Raw genomic sequence first — 23,509 nt, 5'->3', positions numbered from 1 at the left:
CAATGGGGCAAGCCCGGGGCATACTGACTATTTTCGACAGGAAAGCATTTTTGGCGTCCGACCGGGCTGAAACATCCGCTTCAACCGATTGAGGAGGCTCAATCACGGTCATCAGGATGAGGCATCTCGCAGAACTTGCCGCCTAGATAGCGCCCCGCTGGCGATTGCGGATCAAGCGCCGGGACGCTGGCTTCGACCTTGGCCCGGAACGGTTCCGAGCTGTCCTGCGGGTGATAGCCGAGATGGCCGGCGCCGCTATTGTCCACCGCCTTCACCGCATTATCCGAGGTGCCGAACGTGATCGTATGACCGACGAAGGGTGCGGTCAGCGCCGCCGTGACGAGGCGCACGCAATCGGCAAAGGACAGGTAGGACCAGAGCATCCGGCGGTCGGCCGGCTCCGGGAAGGACGAGAAGATGCGCAGGCACGCCGTCTCGATGCCGTGCTTGTCCCAGTAGAGCCGACTGAGGCTTTCCACGAAAGTCTTGCCGACGCCGTAGAGGCAGTCGGGCCGGACCGGCGCATCGACCGAAATATGCGCGCCGATCTCGTGGAAGCCGATCGCATGGACAGACGAGGCGTAGACGATGCGCTTGACCCCGTGTTTCCGCGCGCCTTCGTAGATGTGATAGGAGCCGCGGATACTGGAATCGAGGATGATCTGCCATTCGCGCTCGGTCGGCGCGCCGCCGAAATGGACGATGGCGTCGCAGCCTTCCGTCGCGGCGATCGTCGCCTCCATGTCGGCGAGATCGAAGATCGCCTCCTCCTCATTCGCGGCGAGCGGGCCGAGTGGGTCGCGATCGGCGAGGCGGATCACCTGCGCCAGCGGGGCAAGACCAGCACGGAGCTGCGAACCGAGGCGCCCGGCCGCGCCGGTGATCAGGATGCGGTTATAGTGCGGCATGCGATCCTCGCGTCTGACGGCCGCATCGCGACGATGCGGCCGTGCTCAGGCCATCCCTATCGGTGGACGCAGTGAGGCATCGCCCGGCGATCACTGGCAAGCCGCGGTACGGCTGGGCCGCACTGCGCTGGATACGGGCCGCCTCGCAGCGGCCTTCCCGCTAGCGAGGCAGTTCACCGCGGCGGGACGTGGCCAGCACATCGGCCACGCGCTCCTCGGGCAGGCCATATTCGGCGCGGGCGGCCTCAGCCGAAACATAGCCCAGGGCGAGATCCCGCTCCACGCTGCTCCCGGCTCGTTCGGCCGGGGCGCCATAGCCGGCGCCGCCCGGGAAGGCCATCACGACCTTGCGGCCATGCGGCACGAACTGCTTGCCCTTGCCCTTCATCGCCGTGCCGTCGTCGAGCGCGATGGTCGTCGGCGCGCCGCCGCCACCGCCGCGCCGGCCGCGGGCGGGGTGGTGGACACGGTCGAACATCGCCTGGATGTCGAACTCGTAGCCCTCCCAGGCACCGACCTCCATATGCTGGCCGAGGCCGCCGCGATGCCGGCCCTTGCCGCCGGAATCGGGCCGGAGTTCCTTGCGCCAGACGATGACGGGGCCGACCTGCTCGGTCGCCTCGACCGGCATCGTCATCACGCCCGAGGGGAAGGCGGTGGCATTCATGCCGTCGAGCGCCGGCCGCGCGCCGGAACCGCCGGAGTTGAAGGTCAACACCTCGGCGCGCACGGCGTCCGTCGGCCAGGGGCCATCGCTGCGCGGCCTGAGCGAGACCTGGAAATTGCACAGGCTGCCAGCGCCCTCTGCCGGCACAAGGCCGGGCAGGAGCTTGTCGAGCGCGTCGTAGATCGTGTCCGGCACCATATGGCCGATGATATGACGCAGCGCGACCGGCGCCGGCCAGACCGCGTTGACGATGGTGTGCTCCGGCGCCGTGATGCGGAAGGGCTCCAGCGAGGCGGCGTTGTTCGGGATTTCCGGCGCGATCGCGCATTTCAGCGCATAGCAGGTATAGGCCTTCGTATAGACCAGCGGCACGTTGATGCCGTTCTTGTCGACGCCGGAGGTGCCGGCCCAGTCGCAGAGCACACCGTCCGGCTTGATCGAGATCTTCACCTTGAGGTCGATCGGCCGGCTGTAGCCGTCGATCCGCATATGGCCCTCGGCCTCACCCCGCGGCAGAGCCGCGATCTTGTCCAGCGTCGCTTGCCGGGAATTGGTCAGGATGAAGTCGGAGATGCCGGCAAGGTCGGCGAGTTTGAACTCGACCATCATGTCGATCAGGCGGCGATGGCCGATCTCGTTGCAGGTCGCGAGGGCGTAGATGTCGCCGACGAGCTGGTCGGGCTCGCGGACATTGCCGCGGATGATCGTGACCAGCGTCTCGTTGACCGTGCCGCGATCGGCGAATTTCATGATCGGGATATGCAGGCCTTCCTCGTAGACCGAGTTGGCATCGGCGCCGAAGCCGCGCCCGCCGATATCGACGATATGGGCGGTGCAGGCGAAGAAGCCGACATGGCGCCCCCGATGGAAGGAGGGGCTGACGACGGTGATGTCGTGCAGGTGGCCGGTCCCCTCCCAGGGGTTGTTGGTGATGTAGACATCGCCCTCGGCGATGTTCTCGCGCCCGATCCGGCGGATGAAATGGGCGACGGCATCGGCCATGGCGTTGACGTGGCCGGGCGTGCCGGTCACCGCCTGCGCGAGCATCTCGCCCTTCTCGTTATAGACGCCGGCGGAGAGATCGCCGGCCTCGCGCACCGAGGTCGAGAAGGAGGTGCGGATCAGCGCCTGCGCCTGCTCCTCGACGACCGAGATCAGGCGGTTCCACATGACCTGATAGGCGACCTTGGAGATCTCAGACATGGGCGGGCTCCTTGCGCGCGGCGACAGCAGCGGCGGGGGCGGCTTCGACAAGGCGGATATCGATGCAGCCGTCATTCAGCGTGACGGCAAAGCGGCTCGACGGCAGGACGATGGTGGTCTCGTCCTCGGTGACGATGCCGGGGCCGTTGATCCGGCTGCCGGCGGGCAGCGCGGTACGGTCATGGGCTTCCGCCTCAACGCGGCGGCCGAGGCCGGCATCGAAAACCGAGCGACGGCCTTGCGCCAGCGCATCGCGCGTCTGCGAAACCGGCGCCACCGGGGCGACGGCCTCCTGCGGCGTGTGGGCATTGACCGACCAGACCGTGATCTCGGCGGCGAGCCCCTTCACGGTGCGCCCGAACAGGTTGGCGTATTCGTGCTCGAAGCGCTGGAGGATGACGGCCGGGTCGGCAGCACGCGCTTCCTCAGGGGTCAGCGTGACCGGGATTTCCCAGCCCTGGCCGGCATAGCGCATATAGATCTTGTATTCGGCCTCGATCGCCCCGGACCAGCCGCAGGAGCGCACCACCCGCGTCGCTTCCTCCTCCATCTCGCCGAAGAGTTTCGTGACGCGCGCGGTGTCGAACTGGGCCAGCCGCATGAACAGCGTGCGGTTGGCCTCGAAGCTGAACGGCGCCCTGAGGAAGCCGATGGCCGAGCCGACACCGGCGCCGGGCGGCACGAGGCATCTGATGATGCCGAGCTTCTCGCAGAGGCGGCCGGCATGGAGCGGAGCCGCGCCGCCGAAGGCAATCATCGTGTATTCCGACAGGTCTTCGCCGTTCTCGACGGCGTGCACGCGCGCGGCATTGGCCATATTCTCGTCGACGACCTCCGCCACGCCCCAGGCGCTTTCCTCCGCCGCCATGCCGAGCCTGCCGCCGATCTCGGCTTCCAGCGCCCTGGCCGACTGATCGGCGAAGAGCGGGATCGTGCCGGCCGCGAAATTGTCCGGGTCGATCTTGCCGAGGATGACGTCGGCATCGGTCACGGCCGGGCGCTTGCCACCGCGGCCATAGCAGGCCGGGCCGGGCTCGGAGCCCGCGCTTTCCGGCCCGACGCGGATCTGCTTCATCGAGTCGACATGGGCGAGGCTGCCGCCGCCGGCCCCGATCTCAACCATGTCGATCACGGGGATCGAGATCGGCATGCCGGAGCCTTTCTTGAAGCGATAGGTCCGGGCGACCTCGAAGACGCGGGCGGTCTTCGGCGTGTAGTTCTTGATCAGGCAGATCTTGGCGGTGGTGCCGCCCATGTCGAAGGACAGCACCTTCTTCAGGCCGTGCCGCGCGGCGATGTCGGCAGCGAAGACCGCGCCGCCGGCCGGGCCGGATTCGACGAGGCGAACCGGGAATTCCGAGGCGCTTTCCAGCGAGATGATGCCGCCGCCGGAATGCATCAGGAAGATCGGGCAGGCCGCGCCTTCCGCCGCGAGCCGCCCCTTCAGCCGGACGAGGTAGCTCTTCATCAGCGGCTTGATATAGGCGTTGGCGATCGTCGTGTTGAAGCGCTCGTATTCCCGCATCTGGGGCGAGACTTCCGAGGAAAGCGAGACCATCGCGCCCGGCAGGCGCTCGGCCAGCACGTCGAGGATCAGGCGCTCATGCGCGTCGTTGACATAGGAATGCAGCAGCCCGACCGCGACGCTCTCGTAGCCGGCTTCGCGCAGTTCATCGACCAGGGTTTCGACGGCGGCGCGATCCAGCGGGACCAGAATCTTGCCGCGCGCATCCATGCGCTCCTTGACCGTGTAGCGCCGGTTACGCGGCAGGAGCGGCTCCGGCAGCGTCAGATTGAGATCATATTGCTCGAAACGGCTCTCGGTCCGCATCTCGATGACATCGCGGAAGCCTTCGGTGGTGATGAGCGCGGTCTTGGCGCCGCGCCGCTCGATCAGCGCATTGGTCGCCAGCGTCGTGCCGTGGATGATCTGCCCGATCGCGGAAGCGGCGATGCCGGCCTTCTCGCAGACGCGGTGCATGCCCTCGATGATCGCATCCTCGGGCGCGGCGTAAGTCGTCAGGACCTTTGTGGAGAACCGCTGCCCGCCCTGCTCGAGCACGACATCCGTGAAGGTTCCCCCGATATCGACGCCCAGGCGGGCCCCGAGAATGGACATGGCTTACGCGCCTCCGTTGTCTGAGGCGGCGAGGATGGAGCGCGGTGTCGATGTCGTCGAATTATTATTTTCTATGTAATTCGATAAGAAGGATTTATCGCCTTGGCCGACAGGCGGAAGCTCATACGGATCGCCGCGCATCACCCTGATGATGGCGCGCGGCCCTCTCGCCGGCGAGCTCGGCCGCCCGCTTCAGCAGGAAGCTGGCCGGCGTATGGGCATAGGAGGCCGTGAAGATCAGGGCGCTCGGTTTCCATTCATAGGGAAATTCCACCAGCTCCCCGGTATCGAGGAGCTTCTCGACGAGCGTGCGCGACATCGGCGCGATGCCGAGGCCATCGATGGTCATCTGCAGGCTGGCCGCGAGACTGCTCGACGGCACGATCCGGACCGGCCTCTCCCAGTTGTCGCGGAAATGCGCGGAGAGCTCGACGAAATGGCGGGTATTGCGCGCATGGGTCAGGATCGTATGCGAGGCCATCGTCGAGAGGTCGGAGCCGGTGAGCCCGAGCCGCGGCGAGGCCACCCAGAGATAAGGCACGGACCCCAGCTCGACATTGGTGATGTTGAAGTTCGAGATCGGGCCGTTCAGCAAGCACAGGTCGAGCGATCGTGAAACCAGCTCCTCGCGCAGGTTGATCGTCAGGTCGACCCGGAGCTCGACATCGACATTCGGGAAGACCTGCCTGAGATCGAGCAGATAGTCGCGCAGCCAGGTCTGGGCGATGAGCTCGGCGACGCCGAGCCTGAGGATGCCGATCTGCTGGTCGGAGCGGATCGATTGCTGGGAGAATTCCTCGGAGGCCTGCAGCACGCGCTCGGCCTGCCCCAGCAGCGAATGGCCGATCGGCGTCAGGGCGACCGAGCCGGAATCGCGATGGAACAGCCTGACGCCCAGCACGGATTCGAGCTGCGAGATGCGCACGGAGATATTGGGCTGCGTCGTGTTCAGGCGCTCGGCCGTCGCCCGGAAGCTGCCGAGCTTGGCCACCCAGACAAAGCTTTCGAGCTGCTTCAGCGTCCAGTTCGGCATTCGCCCCGCCTCTCAGACAAGCAATTTTTGGGCCGCATGGCAGTCCAATAAACAAAATCTATCGCAACAACAGATAATTTCAATTGGATGCTATCGCGATTACGCGCTCGACTGACCCTTAGCCGTCGATCGGGCTTCGGCACGGCTCGGCTCCTAAAGGCGCACGGCTTTCGCCGCAGCGCGATAAGAACGAGGGGAACCATGAACCGCAGAGCTCTGATCGCGTCCGCCGCCCTTGCCCTGAGCCTCGGGCTCGCCGCTCCCGCCTCCGCCCAGACCAGCTGGACGATGGCCTCGGGCTATCCCGAAAGCAGCTTCTTCACCCAGAACATCCGGCAGATGATCAAGGAGATCGAGGAGAAGAGCGGCGGCAAGCTCAAGATCGACCTGCGCTCGAACGACAGCCTGATCAAGCTCGACGCAGTGAAGCGCGCCGTGCAGTCCGGCCAGATCCAGATCGGCGAGATCCGTCTCGGCGTCTACGGCAACGAAGGCGCGATGTACAATCTCGACAACATCCCCGGCGTCGCCACGACCTATGACCAGGCGACCAAGCTGACCGAGGCGCAGGCGCCGTTCTTCGATGCGCTGTTCAAGAAGAACGGCATGCGCGCCATCACCTATGTCGCCTGGCCGGGCCAGGGCTTCTACACCAAGGCGCCGCTGAAGGGGCTCGCCGACCTCAAGGGCCAGAAGCTGCGCATCTATTCCAAGCAGACCCAGATCATGGGCGAGAAGCTCGGCATGGAAGCGCTGATCCTGCCCTTCGCCGAAGTGCCGCAGGCCTTCTCGACCGGCATGATCCAGTCGCTCTGGACCAGCGCGCAGACAGGCACCGACGTGCAGATCTGGGATTACGTCAAGAACTTCACCTATACCGGCACGATGCACAACAAGAACGCGATCCTCGTCAACGAGCGCGCGTTCCGCCAGCTCGACGCGGCGACGCAGAAGGTGGTGACCGAAGCCGGCGAGGCCGCGACCAAGCGCGGCTGGGAATTGTCCAAGAAGGCGGCCGAGGAGCGCGAGAGCGTGCTCAAGGGCCATGGCGTGGCCATCGCCCAGTCGCCGAAGGACATCCTCGACGCCATCGAGGTCGCCGGCAAGGGCATGGTCGCCGACTGGCTCGGCAGCGCCACGGCCGAGGAGAAAGCCGTCTACGAAACCTATCAGAAGAGCCTGAAGTAACGGCCTCCGCCTGCCACTTTTTCAAGACCCATGGCTAGCGGAGTGACCGGTGATACGCGGAGTTCTCGACAGGTTCTATGAGGCGTGCGGCTATGTCGCCGCCGCCTTCATGATCGGCATCGGGCTGGCCATCGTCGCCCAGATCGTCAGCCGCATGCGCGGCGTCACGCTCGACGCCACCGAGGCAGCCGGGTTGTGCCTGGCAGCCTCGACCTTCTTCGGCCTTGCCCACACCTTCCGGCGCGGCGGGCATGTCCGGATCAACCTGATCGTCGATCGCTTGCCGCAGCGCTGGCGGCATGGCGTCGAGATCTTCAATTGCCTGCTCGGCACGGTGGTCGTTTCGTTCCTCGCCTGGCATGTGGCGTCGCTCGCGCTGCAATCGCGCGAATTCAACGATGTCAGCCCCGGCCTGCTGGCCATGCCGTTCTGGATTCCGCAGACCGGCGTCGCCATCGGCATCGCCGCCTTGGCGATCGCCTTCATCGACGAACTCGTCTGGCTCCTGACCGGCGGCAAGCCCCGCTACGAGGCGCCCGACGAAGTCGAGCTCGACAGGCCGGTGGCATAAGGGGCGATGATGATGGATCCGATCGTTCTCGCCTCGCTGGTCCTCGCCAGTTCCCTGCTCCTGCTGCTTGCCAGCGGCGTCTGGGTCGCGCTCTCGCTCCTCACCGTCGGCATGGTGATGATGGGGCTCTTCACCACGGCGCCGATGGGCTCGCTGATCGCCTCCACGCTCTGGGATTCGAGCTGGGGCTGGGCGCTAACCTCACTGCCGCTCTTCATCTGGATGGGCGAGATCCTGTTCCGCTCGAAGCTCTCGGCCGACATGTTCCAGGGGCTGGCGCCCTGGGTGTCGCGGCTGCCGGGCCGTCTGCTCCATGTCAACGTGCTGGGCTGCGGCATCATGGCGGCGGTCGCCGGCTCCTCGGCCGTGACCTGCGCCACGATCGGCCGCATCAGCGTCCCCGAGCTGGAAAAGCGGAACTATCCGCTCAACATGACCATCGGCACGCTCGCCGGCTCCGGCACGCTCGGACTGCTGATCCCGCCCTCGATCATCATGATCGTCTATGGCGTGACGGCCGAGGTCTCGATCGCGCGCCTGTTCATCGCCGGCGTCCTGCCTGGCATCCTGTTGATGGCGCTGTTCATGGGCTACACGGCGGTCTGGAGCCTGCTCAACCCGGACAAGATGCCGCCGGCGGAGCCGCCCGTGCCGTTCCTGGAGAAGGTCTATCGCTCGCGCCGGTTGATCCCGGTGGCGCTGCTGATCGGCTCGGTGGTCGGCTCGATCTATGGCGGCATCGCCACACCGACCGAGGCCGCGACGATCGGCGTGATCGGCGCGCTGATCCTGGCCGCAGTCGGCGGCGGGTTGACGCGGGCGAGCTTCATGGACGGGCTGATGGCGGCCATGCGGACCTCCTGCATGATCTCCTTCATCATCGCCTGCGCGGCCTGCCTGACCATCGCGGTGGCCTTCGTCGACATTCCCCGCTCGCTGGCGAGTTGGGTCGATGCCATGCATCTCTCGCCCTATGCGCTGCTGGCAGTGCTGGCCGTGTTCATGCTGATCCTCGGCTGCTTCCTCGAGGGCATCTCGATCATCGTGCTGACCTCGTCGGTGATGCTGCCGATGGTGCAGGCGGCCGGGATCGACCTGCTCTGGTTCGGCATCTTCGTGGTGATCCTGATCGAGGCGGCCCAGATCACCCCGCCGGTGGGGTTCAACCTGTTCGTGCTGCAAAGCATCACGGGCAAGGACATCCTCGCCGTGACGAAGGCGGCGATCCCCTATTTCTTCGTGCTGATGCTCCTGCTGGTGCTGATCACCGTCTTCCCGCAGATCGTGACGGTGCTGCCGAAGATGATGGCCGGCTAAGCCGAGGGCGCGCGCTCAGCGATGAACGCGCGCCTCACAGCGTGTTCTTGTGGAGGCGCCCGTCCTTCATGATGACCGCGAAGTTCCTGTGCGGGTCCTCCAGCAGCTTGATGTCCTCGACCGGATTGCCCGCGACCACGAGGATATCCGCCAGGGCGCCCTCGGCCAGCACGCCGAGCTTGCCGGGATAGGGATTGCGCATGTTGGACAGGCCGAGCAGCTCGGCATTTCTCGCCGTCGCCATCTGCAGGGCTTCGGCATTGCTATACCAGTTGCTCAGATGGGTGAGCATGATGTTCTGGCGCGGGGTCAGTTCCGGGGAGAACAGGACGTCCGAGCCCCAGGCGGTCTTGATGCCGAACTTGCGGGCGAAGCCGTAGAGCTGCGGCGTGCCGACGAATATCTGCTGGGCGCGCTCGGTTCCCGGCCCGGTCTGCGAGGCGGCATCCGCCATGGTGAGGAAGGGCTGGGTGCTGAGCCAGACGCCCTTCTCGGCGATCATCCGCGCCGTGGCCTCGTCGATGAGATGGGCGTGCTCGATCGAGCTCACGCCTGCGGCCAGGGCACGGCGCACGGCACGCGTCGTGTAGGCGTGGATCGTCGCGTAGGTGTTCCAGTCCTGCGCCACGGCGACCGCGGCGCGCAGCTCGTCCTCGCTGAAGGTGAGGATGTCGAGCGGGCTGCGCGGCGACGAGACGCCGCCCCCGCCCATCAGCTTGATCTGCGACGCACCTTGCAGCAATTGCTCGCGGATGCGCATCTGCAGATCGCCGACGCTGTCGACGATCGCGGCGCCTCCGAACAGCTCGCCCTTGCTCAGCCGGCCGCCATCGCGCGGAAATTCGGTCTGCAGCCGGAGGTCACCGTGGCCGCCCGATGTGGTGATCATCGCACCGGACGGATAGATGCGCGGACCGGGGATCAGGCCGGCATCGATCGCCTGCTTGAAGGAGAAGACGGGGCCACCGAGATCGCGAACCGTGGTGAAACCGCGCAGCAGCGTGCGGTTGGCCTCGGCGGTCGACGTGGCATAGATGATGCCGGGGTCGCCGTTCAGCAGGATGGGAAGCGGCACAGCGGCGAAGATCGTATGCCAATGCGCGTCGATCAGGCCGGGAATGAGGACGCCGTTGCGGCAAGCAATGACGGTCGCGCCGGCCGGTGCAGGCGCGTTGCTGAAATCGACCGAAGCGATCCTGTTGTTCTCGACCAGTACCTGCGCGCCCTGCCGCACCGTGCCCGCCACGCTGTCGAACAAGCGCGCTTCGCGGAACAGGATCCTGGTAGGGGGCGCGGCGGTCTGCGCCGACGCCTGTCCGGGCAGCATGCCGGAGAGGGCGGCCGCTGCCGCCCCGCCGAGAAGGCCGCGCCGTGACAGCGTTTCGAGGCGGCGGGAGGCCGCGTGGAGTTCGGGATTGTGGCAGCCGCACCCGGCGCGATGAGCCAGATGGCCGTATTTCTCGCCGAGTCTCAGCATCGCTTCTCTCCCTTAGGCAGATCGCTCATCAACAGGCGAACTATACGCCTAGAACGAGCCGACGACCGAGCCGAGGATCAGAACGGCCACCAGCGAGATCACCACGCCGACGATCACGGTCATGACCATGTCCTTGTAGCTCTCGGCATGGGTCAGCTTGCTGATCTGCAGCAGCATCAGCACGGTGCCGTTATGCGGCAGCGCGTCGAGCGTGCCGGCGCTGATCACGGTGATGCGGTGCATCAGCGCGGGATCGACGCCATAGATGGCGGCAAGCTTGAGGAAGTGATCGCCGAGCGCGGCGAGCGCGATCGCCGAGCCGCCCGAGGCCGTGCCGGTCAGCGCGGCAAGCGTGTTCATCGCCACCGTCAGCGAGATCAGCGGCCCGCCCGGAAGCCCGATGACCGCGTCGCGAACCATATTGAAGGCCGGGAGGGACGCGATAATCGCGCCGAAACCGACCAGGCTCGCGATCGTCAGCATCGGCAGCGCCGCGGAATTGGCGCCCGCATCGAGGCTCTCGCGGATATTGGGCATGCGGCGGAAATTCACCGCGATGACCGTCAGGTTAGCGGCCGCCAGCGCCAGCATCACCGACCAGACGCCGCCGATCGTGTTGATCGAGGTGCTGCCCCAGGCGGGCTCGGCGAGGAAGGCGAAATTCATCCGCGGCAGCACGACGAGCGCCATCAGGAAGTTCACGACGATGACGACGACCAACGGAAGAGCCGCCAGCACGAAGGGCGGATGGTCTTCCGCGCGCTTGCCGTGATCGAGCTCGGCGGGGTCGAACTCGCCAGCGACCGTTGCCTTCTCACGCAGCTTCTCGTCGATCACGGCCGGCTCCTCGGAGACCGCCCCGAAGCCCTCACCCGCAGCGCGGGCCTTCGCTTCGGCGCGGGCGAGCCACCACAGGCCGAAGGCCAGCGTGATCAGGGAGGCGACAATGCCGATGCCGGGGGCGGCGAAGGTGGTCGTGCCGAAATACGGCATCGGGATCGCGTTATTGACCGAGGGCGTGCCCGGCAGCGCCGTCATCGTGAAGGTGAAGGCGCCGAGGCCGATGGTGGCCGGCATCAAACGGCGGGGAATGTCGGCCGCCTTGAACATCTGCTGCGCCATCGGGACGAGCACGAAGAAGGCGACGAAGACGCTGACGCCGCCATAGGTGACGATGGCCGAGGCGAGCACGACAGAGAGGATGGTCCGCTTCGTTCCCAGGCGCTCCGTCAGGTATCTGGCGATCGAGGCGATCGAGCCGCTATCGTCCATCAGCTTCCCGAACAGGCCGCCGAGCAGGAAGATCGGGAACCATTGCGCCACGAAGCGGGCAGCGCCCGGCATGAAGGTCTGCGTCCAATGCGCGAGGACGGGTTCGCCAGCCAGGATCGCCGCGGCAAGGCCGGCGATCGGGGCGACCATCAGGATGCTCCACCCGCGATAGGCGAGCCACATCAGTAATGCCAGGGCGACAAGAATGCCAATCAGTCCCACAGCCAAAACTCCTTCTCAAAAACAAGCTTCGCGCCGGCAAGGCGGCGCGGCTGAAATCGCGATGATCAATGCGCCGGCCCGGCGGTCGCGCCCGGGCCGGAGAAATAGCGTCGCCGGTTATCCTCCGGCGTGGTCGCGTCAGGCGGCAGGACCGGGATCAGGGCCTTGAAGCCCTGCGCTCCGATCAGCATCAGCCAGGTCACGAGCACGAAGGTCGAGGTCAGCACGGGCATGCCGATCGGCTTCAGGAAGATCGCTATGGAAGCCCAGAGCCAGGTCGTCACGACGATGCCGAACAGCGTGTAGAGGAAGCTGCGCCAGGTCAGGACGAGGAAGAAGCCGCCGAGCGCCATCGCGGTCAGCGCGGCGTTGTAGCCGAACAGCCCGTCGCGGATCGCGCCTTCCGGACCACCGAAGACGGCGGCGGTCGCAGCGGCCAACCCCGCCCCGATGAGCGCCATCGCGGCGCTGATGCGCGAGTTCACGGCAATGCCGAGCACGATCAGGTATCCGGCAATCCAGTTGTCCTGGAAGAAGATCTGCCCGATCGCATTGCCGATCCCCATATACCAGGTCGGCAGGATATAGACCGCCGCCTGGGCGTATTGATCCGGCGAGACCGGTTTGGCCAGCGGGCCGGCCTCGATATTCGCGAATTTCAGCACCGCGAAGAGGAAGAGCCAGCCCACGAGGACGAAGGGTGCCGTCAGCGCCGCGACCTTGTGGGGCTGGAGCAAGGCACCTATGGCCGAGAAGACCACGCTGGTCATGGCCGCAGCGAACAGGATGTAGACGAACATCGGGAAGGACGGCACGGCGCCGGTGCGGAAATTTGCGCTGGTGAAGGCGACGAGCGCGAGCCCGACCAGCGCACCGTTGAAGCCGAACAGACCGTCCGCGATCAAACCCTTGTCGGCATCGAGCAGCCGCGCAGTCAGGGTCGAGACGACCGCGCCCAGCAGGCAGATCGCGCCATAGATCCAGGAATTGAAGAAGAGCGCGCCGAGGATGATCAGCCCGGACACGGGGTTGTTCTGGAACACCACCTGCCCGATGCCGCGCAGCACATGGATGGCGAAAGCCGCGACGGCGTTCCCTTCAAGCTGTCTCGTATCCATGCGAACGCCCCTCCCCCGACAAGCCCGGTCGCATGCCCGGCCGATCATGAATCCGATCGGTCCGGGCGCTTCTATGCACGACCCCGGAGCAGACGTCCCGAGGCCGGTCGCGGCCGGCATGGCGCAGTGCCATGCCGGCCGCTTCTTCCTCAGAACAGGAAGTAGCGCTGCGCCATCGGCAGAGAACTCGCGGGCTCGCAGGTGATCAGCTCGCCATCGATCCGCACCCGATAGTTCTGGGGATCGACCTCGATCTTCGGCGTCAGCGTGTTGTGGATCATGTCCTTCTTGCGGACGCCGCGCGTGCCCTTCACCGCCACCAGCTGCTTCTGCAATTGCAGCTTGTCGCCGATCTTGTCGTCGAAGGCCACCTGCGAGACGAAGGTGACGCCGGTCTTGCCCCGCGCCCGGCCGAGGACCGCATACATCGGCCGGTAATGCACCGGCTGCGGCGTCGAGATCGAGGCATTGGGATCGCCCATAGGCGCGGTCGCGATCATGCCGCCGAGCAGCACCAGCGACGGCTTGACGCCGAAGAAGGCCGATTTCCAGAGCACCAGATCGGCGCGCTTGCCGACCTCGACCGACCCTATCTCATGGGCAAAGCCATGGGTGATCGCCGGATTGATCGTGTATTTCGCGACATAGCGCTTGCAGCGGAAATTATCGTTGCGCTCGCTGTCTTCCGGCAGCGGGCCGCGCTGGACCTTCATCTTGTGCGCGGTCTGCCAGCAACGCAGCGTCGTCTCGCCGATGCGCCCCATCGCCTGCGAATCCGACGACATCATCGAGAAGGCGCCGAGATCGTGGAGGATGTCCTCCGCCGCGATCGTCTCCTTGCGGATGCGCGACTCGGCGAAGGCGACGTCCTCCGGAATCTGCGGGCTGAGGTGGTGGCACACCATCAGCATGTCGAGATGTTCGTCGATCGTGTTGATCGTGTAGGGCCGGGTCGGATTGGTCGAGGACGGCAGGATGTTCTCCTGCCCCGCCGCGGTGATGATGTCCGGGGCGTGGCCGCCGCCCGCGCCTTCCGTATGGAAGGAGTGGATGGCACGCCCCTTCATCGCCGCGAAGGTGTCCGCAACGAAGCCGCTCTCGTTCAACGTGTCGGAATGCAGCGCGACCTGGATATCCATCTCGTCGGCGACGGTAAGGCAGTTGTCGATCGCCGCCGGAGTCGTGCCCCAGTCCTCATGCAGCTTGAGGCCGATGACGCCGGCCCGCACCTGCTCGCGCAGCGGCTCGGGCAGGCTCGCATTGCCCTTGCCGAGCAGGCCGACATTGATCGGCAGCTCCTCGATCGCCTCGAGCATGCGGTGGATGTACCAGGGGCCGGGCGTGACGGTGGTGGCGAGCGTGCCGACCGAGGGGCCGGTGCCGCCGCCGACCAGCGTGGTCGTGCCGCTGGTGAGCGCTTCCTCGGCCTGCTGCGGCGCGATGAAATGGATGTGAGTGTCGATGCCGCCGGCAGTCAGGATCTTGCCTTCGCCGGCAATGACGTCGGTGCCGGGGCCGATGACGATGTCGACGCCCGGCTGGATGTCGGGATTGCCGGCCTTGCCGATCGCGCTGATCCGCCCGTCCTTGACGCCGACATCCGCCTTAACGATGCCCCAGTGGTCGAGAATGACCACGTTGGTGAAGACGAGGTCCGCGACCTCGGCGGCGTTGCGCTGGCCCTGGCCCATGCCGTCGCGGATGACCTTGCCACCACCGAAGCTGACCTCCTCGCCATAGACGGTGCGGTCCTCCTCGATCTCGATCACGAGCTCGGTATCGGCGAGGCGGATCCGGTCGCCCTTGGTCGGCCCATAGAGGGACGCGTAGTTTTCACGGGTGATGCGCGCCATCTCAGCTCTCCAGCTTTCCCATGATCTTGGCGTTGAAACCGTAGACGACCCGGTCGCCCCCGAGAGCGACGAGCCGGACGGTCCGTGACTGGCCGGGCTCGAAGCGCACCGCCGTGCCGGCGGGAATATCGAGCCGGAAGCCGCGAGCCTTCTCGCGGTCGAAATGCAGCGCCGTGTTGGTCTCGTAGAAATGATAGTGGGAGCCGACCTGGATCGGCCGGTCACCGGAATTGGCGACGTCGATCGTCTGCCGCTCGCGTCCGGCGTTGAGCTCGATCTCGCCGTCCTCGACGAAGAATTCACCCGGGATCATGTCAGCACCTCACGGGATCGGGCTGTGGACGGTGACCAGCTTGGTCCCGTCCGGGAAGGTGGCTTCGACCTGCACGTCGTGGATCATCTCCGGGACGCCGTCCATGACGTCGTCGCGCGTCAGCAGGGTCGCGCCATAGGACATCAGGTCCGCCACGGTGCGCCCGTCGCGCGCGCCCTCCAGGATCGCCGCCGAGATATAGGCGACGGATTCCGGGTAGTTCAGCTTGACGCCTCGGGCCTTCCGCCGTTCCGCCAGCAGCGCGGCGGTAAAGAGCAGAAGCTTGTCTTTCTCACGCGGAAGCAGCTCCATCGCGTTCCCCTCCTTGCCTATCGATCGTCTCAGGTTGCCCAGATGCGGGGCGTATCGGCCGGCTTGCCTTGCCCCAGCGTCCGAAGCACATTCCATGCCCTCGCGAACAACGCCTTGCCGTCTCCGACCCGTGGCCCGAGATAGCGGCAGACCACGACGTCATCGAGCTGGCTGACGGAGAAGACCGCGCTCTCGCCGATCGCGGCCCGCACCTGCTCCGCCGCATCCTCGGAGACCGCGCCGGCATAGATCATCGTGCCCCAGGTCGGCTCGCCGGCCAACGCGAAGGGCGCCTTCATCAAGGGAGAATTGCCATGGAGCTCGAGGCGCTCGAACCAGATCGGCTTGCCCCCGCGCCTGATCTCGATGCGCTGGCTGAGCCGGCCCGTCTCGAAGCGCTCGCCGGCCGCCGGGCGCCCGAGGCACAGGAAGTCCCAGCCGACATAGGTGGCTTCCGGCGCAAGCGAGACGCGCGTCTCCATCCGTGCGTCGCCACCGTCGAAGACGATGGTTTCCTGCGGCAGGTATTCGCAGACGGCGCCTGCCCCGACATCGACCTGCGTCGACTGCGTGCCGGCACTGTACTCGCTGCGGTAGAATTTCGTCGCGCCCGGCGTCGTCAGCAGCGCCCGCGCACCGGCCTCGACATGGAAGCGCAGATCAAGCCGGTCTCCGCCAGCGACCCCGCCCGGCGGGTGCAGCAGGTAGACATGGCAGGTGCCATCCTTCTCCGGATGGAACGGGCGCTGGACGACGAGCGGACCGAGATGACGCCGGCGGACGAGCCGGGTCTTGCCGGCGCTCAGCGCGAACCAGAGTTCCAGTTCTGCCAGCCAGGAACTCGATTGCGCCGCATATTGGGCGCGCGTCAGCGGGATCGACTGGCCGGCCTCGGAAGCTGCAATGGGCACGATTGCGTTCATGGACCGCTCTTCAGTCAAACCGCTTCAAATCCACGCCGATCCAGCCCAGAATGAGAGGAAATCCGTAGCACGCACCCGAGAGGGCAGCAAACAGAAAGACTTATAGGGGAAGCGGAAAAGCCATGCCTGTGCCGCGCGTCCCAGGCTCTATACAATTTATCTCAAATCAAATCATAGGAGTTTCGTCTAAACTCTCAAATAACAGTGAGATGGATACTGGAAATACAATACCAATTGCGCCATCTCTCGAAATTATTTCATTGTCAGAGCTTGACACCGCTCACCCACCGGGATCACCGGAGGATGGACGAACCGGCCCCGACCGAAACGGAGTGCAGCATGTTGAAAGCGATCGCCGTCAGGCGGGCAACGGAAACCTCCTCCCCTGCCGGGCCGGTGCTCGGACGAGCCGTGCTCCAGCATGACGAGCGCCATCTGCGCCGGCGCATGATCGAGGCCAGCGATGGCCGCAAGATTCTGGTCGATCTCCCGGAAACGGTCGTTCTAGCCGCGGGCGATGCGCTCGCGATCGAAGGCGGCGGCGTCATCGAGATCGCGGCCGCCGACGAGCCGCTTTACGCCGTGCGGGCGCGCGACCCGCTCCATCTCACCGAACTCGCCTGGCATATCGGCAACCGCCATCTGGCCGCGGCCATCGCAACGGATCGCATCCTGATCCTGCGCGACCATGTCATCAAGGCGATGCTGCACGGCCTCGGCGCCGAGGTCGAGGAGATCGTGGCGCCGTTCAACCCGGTGCGCGGCGCCTATTCCGGCCATGGCCACAGCCATTCGCACGGCGACGCGGATCACCATCATGGTCATGATCACCACCACGATCATGGGCACCATCACGACCATGGCCACGACCATCATCACGATCACGACCATCACACGCATTCCCACGCCCATGGGAAGCACCACCATCACCATGACTGATCCCGGCGCTGCGGCGCCTTGCGCCGCCAGCGGCCTCCATCCTGCAAGGGCTTTGCGCTCATGACCTCGAAGAACGGCCCTCTCCGCGTCGGCATCGGCGGCCCCGTCGGCTCCGGCAAGACGACGCTCACGGAAAAACTCTGCAAGGCGATGCGCGACGACTATTCCATCGCCGTCATCACCAACGACATCTACACCAAGGAAGACGCGATGATCCTTGCGCGCCTTCAGGCGCTGCCGGAGGAGCGCATCGTCGGCGTCGAGACCGGCGGCTGCCCGCATACCGCGATCCGCGAGGATGCCTCGATCAACCTGCAGGCCATCGCCGAGATCAACCGCAAGATCCCCGATCTCGACATCGTCTTCATCGAGTCCGGCGGCGACAATCTGGCGGCGACCTTCTCCCCCGATCTCGCCGATCTCACGCTCTATGTCATCTCCGTCTGCCAGGGCGAGGAAATCCCCCGCAAGGGCGGCCCCGGCATCACCCGCTCGGACTTCCTCATCATCAACAAGAGCGACCTCGCCCCCTATGTGAACGTCGATATCGAGGTGATGCAGGCCGATGCCGCCCGCATGCGCGGCAAGCGCCCGTTCGGCTTCACCGATCTCTCGCGCGGCAAGGGGCTCGACGCCGTCGTCGATTTCATCGTCGAGCATGGCGGGCTGCAGGCCAGCCAGCGCCAAGAGGCGAGCCCGGCCGAGGCCTGACGCATGCAGGACGATCCAGCTGCCGATAGCGGCCGGGACGCGCTCCCGCTCCATCTGCTGCGCCTGGTCAGCCAGGGCCTGCCGGTGGGCGGGTTCTCCTATTCGCGCGGGCTCGAAGCCGCCGTCCATGCCGGCTGGGTCACCGACGAGGCGGCAGCGCGCGACTGGATCCTCGGCACGCTGCGCGCCAATGTCGCGCAGCTCGACGGCGCCCTGTTCTGGCGCATGGCAACGGCGCTGGAGATGGGCGACCGGGAGCGCTTCCATGCCATCAATGCCTGGCTCGCCGCTGGGCGCGAAAGCCGCGAGTTCCAGCGCGAGGACAGGCGGCAGGGCGAGGCGCTGCTGCGGCTCCTCGCCGATCTCGACGTCCCTGCCGCGCGTGAGGAGCAGGGACAGGCCCTGACCTATGCCGCTGCCTTCGCGCTTGCCGGCCATCACTGGCGCATCGCGCCGGAAGCCGCGCTGAAGGGCTTCCTCTGGGTCTATGTCGAGGGGCAGGTGACCGCCGCGATCAAGCTCGTCCCGCTCGGACACACGGCCGGGCAGCGCCTGCTGATCGAAGCCGCCACCGCCATCGAGGAGGCGGCCGCCCGCGCCCGCTCGCTTGGCGACGACGAGGTCGGCAACCTTGCCCCTGCGCTGGCCATGGCGAGCGCCTGGCACGAGACGCAGTACAGCCGCCTGTTTCAGTCGTGACCGGCGCCCAGCCTCGCAATTCCCGCCGGGCCGACCTATCCTGCGACGGACAGGATGCGCCGGGAGCGGGAAACAAGGTGGAACGGGTCACGATCACCATCGATGCCGAGCTTCTGGCATTCGTCGATGCGCTCAGCACGGCGCAAGGCTATGGCAGCCGCTCCGAAGCGATCCGGGACATCCTGCGCAAGGCTGCCCGCACCGAGCAGCAGGCCGACCCCGACGCGCCCTGCTTCGCGACGCTCGCCTATGTCTATGATCACGAGACGCGCGACCTCGCGCGCCGATTGACCAACCAGCAGCACGACCACCACGACCTCTCCATCGCGACGCTGCATGTCCATCTCGACCGGCACGAATGCCTGGAGGTCGCGGTTCTGCGCGGCTCGACCGGAGATGTGCGCGCCTTCGCCGACGGGGTGATCAGCCAGCGCGGCGTCCGCCACGGGCAGTTGCACCTCCTGCCGGGCGCACCTGATCGCCCGCACGACCATGGCCATGCGCATTCGCACGGACATGAGCACGACCACTGAAGCGCCGTAACTGGCGTCATTTTCGGCATAACCAGCATTTGCCATCGCGCCGCTACGACAGTATGATGTTTTTATAAAAACATCATACTGCGAGTAACCATGGCCCGGCTCCTTTTTGCTTCGCTCGCGATCGCCCTCGGCCTGGTTTCGCCGGTTCATCTCAGTGCGCAGGATCGGCCGTCTCCGCTTCGCGTCGCCGAGATCTGGGAGATCCCCACGCTGGATCCGACCCAGGACGGCACGCTGATGAAGGAAAAGGCCATGGTCACCGAGACGCTGGTGACCGGAAAGCCCGACTTCACGCTGGCACCGGGACTCGCCACCTCCTGGAAGCGCGACAGCGACACCGTCTGGGCTTTCACCTTGCGTCCCGGCATCACGTTCCATGACGGCTCGCCGCTGACGGCACAGGCCGCCGCCGCAAGCCTGACCAACGCGCTCCAGCGCAGCGGGACGGCCCGCAGCTATACCAAGATCGCGAGCCTCGCCGCGCGCGACGACCAGACCCTCGAAATCACCACCTCCGAGCCCTTCCCGGCGCTGCCGGCCGCGCTGGTCTATGCGAGTGCGGCGATCGTCTCCCCGGCCTCGCCGAAGATGGCGGACGGCACGATCGAGCGGCCGATCGGAACGGGCCCGTTCAAGGTCACGGCCTGGCAGCCGGCAGCACAGAGCTTCACGGTCGAGCGTTTCGACGGCTACTGGGGCGAGAAGCCCTCGATCCCCGCCATCACCTTCCGGGGCATCCCCGACCCGACGACGCGCTCGCTCGAACTGCAGAAGGGCAGCGTCGATTTCACCTCGGAGGTGCCCTATGGCGACCTCGACACGCTGGCGGGCAAGGGTTTCACCGTCTCGCGCAACGTGACGGCGCGCAACTATGTTCTGAATTTCGGCAGTCTGAAGGACACGCCCTTCGCCGATATCCGCGTGCGCAAGGCTCTGTCGCTCGCCATCGACCGCGACGAGATCGCGCAATATGTGCTGTTCGGCATGGGCCGCGCCGGCATCGGCGCCTTCCCCGGCACCATGGCTTTCGCCGACAAGTCCATCGCTGCTCCGAAGACAGACCTCGCCGCGGCCCGCAAGCTGCTGACAGAGGCCGGCTATGCGCCCGGCCCCGGCGGCGTCATGACGAAGGACGGCAAACCGCTCGGCTTCACGCTCTATACCTATGCGCAGCGGCCCGGCCTCGTGCCGATCGCCGGTGCCCTCCAGGCGCAATTGCGCAAGCTCGGCGTGCCCGTCGAGATCAAGGTCACGACCTTCTCCGCCATCGCCAAGGAGATGAAGCCCGGCGACGCCCGGCTCGCGGCCCTGGCTTCGGCGATGTATCCGCATCCGGATTTCTACCTGCGCCAGACCTATCACTCGGCTGGAGCCACCAATACCTGGGGCTATGCCAACCCGAAGATCGACGCGGCGCTCGCCGTGGCGATCACGACGCGGGACGAGGCCGAGCGCAAGGCGGCCTATGACCTCGTCCAGCGCATCGCCGCCGAGGAGGAGCCCTGCCTGACCATCGCCCATTACGGGGTCAACGTCGCGATGCGGCCGGGCATCACCAATTACAGCTTCAATCCGATCGCCCATGACTACATGCTCGATCCGCAGATGACGCTCGCGCGCTGAGACGCCGCGATGGGGGCTTACGTCCTGCAAAGGCTCGCGCTCGCCATCGCGACGGTGCTCGCCGCGACCTTCCTGACCTATGTGCTGCTGCGGCTCGTCCCCGGCGAGCCGGCGCAGGTGATCCTGACCCGCGTCTTCCTGCAGGATCAGACGGCGACCGTCTCGCAGCAGGATGTCGCGGCCATCGCCGATCGGTTCGGGCTCAATGCGCCGTTGATCGTGCAATATGGCCGCTGGCTTGCCGGCGCGCTGACCGGCGACCTCGGCAATTCGATCCGAACCGGGCGGCCGGTCACGCTCGAACTCGGTTGGCGGCTGTCGGCGACCGGGCTCATCGCCTTGCTGGCGACGCTTGCCTCCCTCGCCCTAACCTTCGCCACGGTCACGCTCAAGCGCTCCTTTCCAACGCGCGCTGCCGCGCGCGGTTTCGAACTCCTCGCCGTCGGCTCGATCGCGCTGCCCTCGTTCTTTCTGGGCGTCGTCCTGATCATCCTGTTCTCGCTCCGGCTCGACTGGCTGCCGGTCAGCGGCTTCGACAGCTGGGCGCATGTCGTGCTGCCGGTTGCCGTGCTGGCGCTCGGGCAGTTCGGCTTCAACGCCATCCTGCTCGACGACACGCTGAACGAGGCGCTCGGTGCGCAACACATCACGACGGCGCGCGCCAAGGGACTCGGCGACCGCGATATCCTTCTCACCCACGCGCTGCCGAACGCGCTCATTCCGCTGATCCCCTATCTCGCGCTGCAATTCGCCTTCCTGATCGGTGGCGTCGTCATCGTGGAGAGGCTGTTCTCGATCCCCGGCCTCGGCGCCTATCTCACCGACGCGCTCGACAGCCATGACGGCCCGGCCTTTCTCGGCGCGATCGGCGTGATCGCTCTCGCCGTGGCCGCCGCCAATCTCGCGGCCGATCTCATCCTCGCCCGCGTCGATCCGCGCATCCGCCTGAAACGGACCGCGCCATGATCGCTCTGCGCCGGGGCGACTGGCTCCTTCTCGCGATCGCCGCTCTGTTCGCGTTCTCGATCGCATATGGGCTGATGTTCGACCCGGTCGAAACCTCGCTGCGCAACAGCCTGCGCGCGCCCGGGTCCGATTTCCTCCTCGGTACCGACCATCTCGGGCGCGACGTGCTGGCCCGGATCGCCCATGGCTTCCTGCTCGATTTCGGCCTGTCGCTGACGATCGTCGCCCTGTCCTTCGCCATCGGCGTCAGCATCGGCATGCTCGCCGCCGAGTTCGCCGGACCGGCCGACCGGGCGCTGACCTTCGTCATGGACGTGCTGACCTCCCTGCCCCAGATCGTCATCGCGCTCATCCTCGCGACCCATCTCGGCGGCGGGGAGCTGTCGCTGATCCTCGCCCTGTCGCTGACCGGTTGGGTCAAATATGCCCGCATCGCCCGCGCCACCGCCTTCTCGCTGCGGGAGCGCGAGTTCGTGACCGCGGCGCGCGTCGCGGGCGGCGGACGACTCTATGTCCTGCGGCGCCATGTGCTGCCGCATCTGCTGCCGGTCTTCTCCGGGCTGATCGCCCTCCAGTTCGGGCACAACATCCTGAATATCGCCGCGCTCGGCTTCCTCGGCATCGGGGTCCAGCCGCCCACTCCGGAATGGGGCGCGATGATCGCGGAAGCCCGGCCTTATTTTTCGCGGGCGCCCTGGCTCGCCATCATGCCGGGCATCTACCTGTTCGCGATCACGCTATTCGCACTGATGATCGCCCGCAGCCGCTGGATTCGGGAGATGCCGGCGGCCTACAATCAGGGGACGCCCGCCACCGAAGCCCGATCATGAGCCAAGCCGAAACCGTCGTCATTCTTCACGGCCTGGCGCGCAGCAAGGCATCGCTCCTGCTGATCGAGAAGACCCTCGCGACCCTCGGCTACAACGTCGTCAACGAGACATACGACTCGACGACATGCGCAGTCGAGGACCTGCTCGACCATGTCGGGAACGCGGTCGGCGGCTGCGGCGACGCGCCGGTCCATTTCGTCACGCATTCGATGGGCGGCATCCTGCTGCGGGCCTGGCTCAAGCGGCAGCGGCCGGCCAATCTCGGGCGCGTGGTGATGCTGGCTCCGCCCAACCACGGCTCCGAACTGGTCGACGGGCTCGGCCGCCTGCCGGGCTTCGAACTGATCAATGGGCCCGCCGGCCTGCAACTCGGCACCGCACCGGACAGCTTGCCCAACTCTCTGCCGAACGCCGATTACGAGCTCGGCATCATCGCGGGCAGTCTCTCGCTCAACCCGATCCTGTCGCCGTTCTTCTCGGGGCCGAACGACGGCAAGGTGTCAGTCGAGAGCACGAAGCTGGAAGGCATGATGGACCATGTCACCCTGCCCGTGACGCACACCTTCATGATGAACAATCCGCTGGTCGTCGCGCAGGTCGTGACCTTCATCCGCACCGGGCGTTTCAACCACGGCCTGACGCTGTCCGAGCTCACCCGGGATGTCGCGGCCTATCTTCAGGAGCGGGTCGCCCGCTCCTGAAG

22 protein-coding genes are annotated in these 23,509 nt (G+C 66.2%); 11 read left to right on the top strand and 11 right to left on the bottom strand.

Annotated elements, in window-relative coordinates; all coding sequences use genetic code 11:
* Positions 1-98: 98 nt before the first annotated feature.
* The 4 genes from WFK61_RS16465 to WFK61_RS16450 all read right to left on the bottom strand — a co-directional run bounded on the left by WFK61_RS16465 (position 99) and on the right by WFK61_RS16450 (position 5,930).
* Entirely contained in the window at positions 99-908 is an 810-nt protein-coding gene (locus tag WFK61_RS16465) for an NAD-dependent epimerase/dehydratase family protein (protein WP_336813166.1), read from the bottom strand.
* Between the two features lie 160 nt (positions 909-1,068).
* Complete coding sequence (locus WFK61_RS16460; protein WP_336813165.1) at positions 1,069-2,778, bottom strand: hydantoinase B/oxoprolinase family protein; 1,710 nt, start codon at positions 2,776-2,778, stop codon at positions 1,069-1,071.
* Positions 2,771-4,897, bottom strand: coding sequence for a hydantoinase/oxoprolinase family protein (locus WFK61_RS16455; RefSeq protein WP_336813164.1), 2,127 nt, complete (start codon positions 4,895-4,897; stop codon positions 2,771-2,773). The genes WFK61_RS16460 and WFK61_RS16455 overlap by 8 nt, the downstream gene beginning before the upstream one ends.
* 121 nt (positions 4,898-5,018) lie before the next feature.
* Positions 5,019-5,930, bottom strand: a complete 912-nt coding sequence (locus WFK61_RS16450; RefSeq protein ID WP_336813163.1) for a LysR family transcriptional regulator — start codon at positions 5,928-5,930, stop codon at positions 5,019-5,021.
* 201 nt (positions 5,931-6,131) lie between these two features.
* Between WFK61_RS16450 and WFK61_RS16445 the strand changes: the two genes are divergently transcribed.
* From WFK61_RS16445 to WFK61_RS16435, 3 genes are read left to right on the top strand one after another with little or no spacing between them, the layout of a single operon-like run.
* Positions 6,132-7,118, top strand: coding sequence for a TRAP transporter substrate-binding protein (locus tag WFK61_RS16445; protein WP_336813162.1), 987 nt, complete (start codon positions 6,132-6,134; stop codon positions 7,116-7,118).
* Between the two features lie 49 nt (positions 7,119-7,167).
* Positions 7,168-7,689, top strand: a complete 522-nt coding sequence (locus tag WFK61_RS16440; protein ID WP_336813161.1) for a TRAP transporter small permease — start codon at positions 7,168-7,170, stop codon at positions 7,687-7,689.
* Between the two features lie 12 nt (positions 7,690-7,701).
* Positions 7,702-9,006: a TRAP transporter large permease gene (locus tag WFK61_RS16435; RefSeq protein WP_336813160.1), complete on the top strand. Its 1,305-nt coding sequence runs from the start codon at positions 7,702-7,704 to the stop codon at positions 9,004-9,006.
* Positions 9,007-9,040: 34 nt separating this feature from the next.
* Here the strand turns inward: WFK61_RS16435 and WFK61_RS16430 are convergent, their stop codons facing one another.
* From WFK61_RS16430 to WFK61_RS16400, 7 genes are all read right to left on the bottom strand, one after another.
* Complete coding sequence (locus WFK61_RS16430) at positions 9,041-10,483, bottom strand: metal-dependent hydrolase family protein (protein ID WP_336813159.1); 1,443 nt, start codon at positions 10,481-10,483, stop codon at positions 9,041-9,043.
* Positions 10,484-10,531: 48 nt separating this feature from the next.
* A complete protein-coding gene (locus tag WFK61_RS16425) occupies positions 10,532-11,977 on the bottom strand; it encodes a GntP family permease (RefSeq protein ID WP_336813158.1) in 1,446 nt (481 codons plus the stop codon).
* 65 nt (positions 11,978-12,042) lie between these two features.
* A complete protein-coding gene (locus tag WFK61_RS16420; RefSeq protein WP_336813157.1) occupies positions 12,043-13,095 on the bottom strand; it encodes an urea transporter in 1,053 nt (350 codons plus the stop codon).
* Positions 13,096-13,244: 149 nt separating this feature from the next.
* The gene (ureC, locus tag WFK61_RS16415; protein WP_336813156.1) at positions 13,245-14,948 is read right to left on the bottom strand and encodes an urease subunit alpha; all 1,704 of its coding nucleotides are present in this window, start codon (positions 14,946-14,948) and stop codon (positions 13,245-13,247) included.
* Between the two features lies 1 nt (position 14,949).
* Positions 14,950-15,261, bottom strand: coding sequence for an urease subunit beta (locus WFK61_RS16410; RefSeq protein WP_336813155.1), 312 nt, complete (start codon positions 15,259-15,261; stop codon positions 14,950-14,952).
* Positions 15,262-15,270: 9 nt separating this feature from the next.
* Positions 15,271-15,573, bottom strand: coding sequence for an urease subunit gamma (ureA, locus tag WFK61_RS16405; RefSeq protein WP_336813154.1), 303 nt, complete (start codon positions 15,571-15,573; stop codon positions 15,271-15,273).
* A gap of 29 nt (positions 15,574-15,602) precedes the next feature.
* Positions 15,603-16,496 carry an urease accessory protein UreD gene (locus WFK61_RS16400; RefSeq protein WP_336813153.1) on the bottom strand — a complete coding sequence of 298 codons (894 nt, stop codon included), beginning with the start codon at positions 16,494-16,496 and terminating at the stop codon, positions 15,603-15,605.
* Between the two features lie 339 nt (positions 16,497-16,835).
* On the opposite strand from WFK61_RS16400, the gene WFK61_RS16395 reads away from it, so the two are divergent.
* The 8 genes from WFK61_RS16395 to WFK61_RS16360 all read left to right on the top strand — a co-directional run bounded on the left by WFK61_RS16395 (position 16,836) and on the right by WFK61_RS16360 (position 23,507).
* Entirely contained in the window at positions 16,836-17,435 is a 600-nt protein-coding gene (locus WFK61_RS16395) for an urease accessory protein UreE (RefSeq protein WP_336813152.1), read from the top strand.
* Positions 17,436-17,495: 60 nt separating this feature from the next.
* Complete coding sequence (gene ureG, locus WFK61_RS16390; protein WP_336813151.1) at positions 17,496-18,146, top strand: urease accessory protein UreG; 651 nt, start codon at positions 17,496-17,498, stop codon at positions 18,144-18,146.
* Between the two features lie 3 nt (positions 18,147-18,149).
* A complete protein-coding gene (locus WFK61_RS16385) occupies positions 18,150-18,845 on the top strand; it encodes an urease accessory protein UreF (RefSeq protein ID WP_336813150.1) in 696 nt (231 codons plus the stop codon).
* Positions 18,846-18,922: 77 nt separating this feature from the next.
* Complete coding sequence (gene nikR, locus WFK61_RS16380; protein WP_336813149.1) at positions 18,923-19,378, top strand: nickel-responsive transcriptional regulator NikR; 456 nt, start codon at positions 18,923-18,925, stop codon at positions 19,376-19,378.
* 99 nt (positions 19,379-19,477) lie between these two features.
* Positions 19,478-21,010: an ABC transporter substrate-binding protein gene (locus tag WFK61_RS16375; protein WP_336813148.1), complete on the top strand. Its 1,533-nt coding sequence runs from the start codon at positions 19,478-19,480 to the stop codon at positions 21,008-21,010.
* Between the two features lie 9 nt (positions 21,011-21,019).
* Complete coding sequence (locus WFK61_RS16370; RefSeq protein WP_336813147.1) at positions 21,020-21,976, top strand: ABC transporter permease; 957 nt, start codon at positions 21,020-21,022, stop codon at positions 21,974-21,976.
* Positions 21,973-22,806: an ABC transporter permease gene (locus WFK61_RS16365; RefSeq protein ID WP_336813146.1), complete on the top strand. Its 834-nt coding sequence runs from the start codon at positions 21,973-21,975 to the stop codon at positions 22,804-22,806. Before WFK61_RS16370 ends, WFK61_RS16365 begins: the two co-directional genes overlap by 4 nt.
* Positions 22,803-23,507 (top strand): esterase/lipase family protein, encoded by a 705-nt coding sequence (locus WFK61_RS16360; protein WP_336813145.1) that lies wholly within the window; start codon positions 22,803-22,805, stop codon positions 23,505-23,507. Before WFK61_RS16365 ends, WFK61_RS16360 begins: the two co-directional genes overlap by 4 nt.
* Positions 23,508-23,509 lie beyond the last annotated feature (2 nt).

Origin of the sequence: Allobosea sp. MMO-172, from assembly GCF_037147855.1 — a bacterium.
GTDB lineage: Bacteria > Pseudomonadota > Alphaproteobacteria > Rhizobiales > Beijerinckiaceae > Allobosea.
The sequence above is the reverse complement of the archived record's forward strand: the minus strand, read 5'-3'. Positions and strand labels throughout refer to the sequence as shown.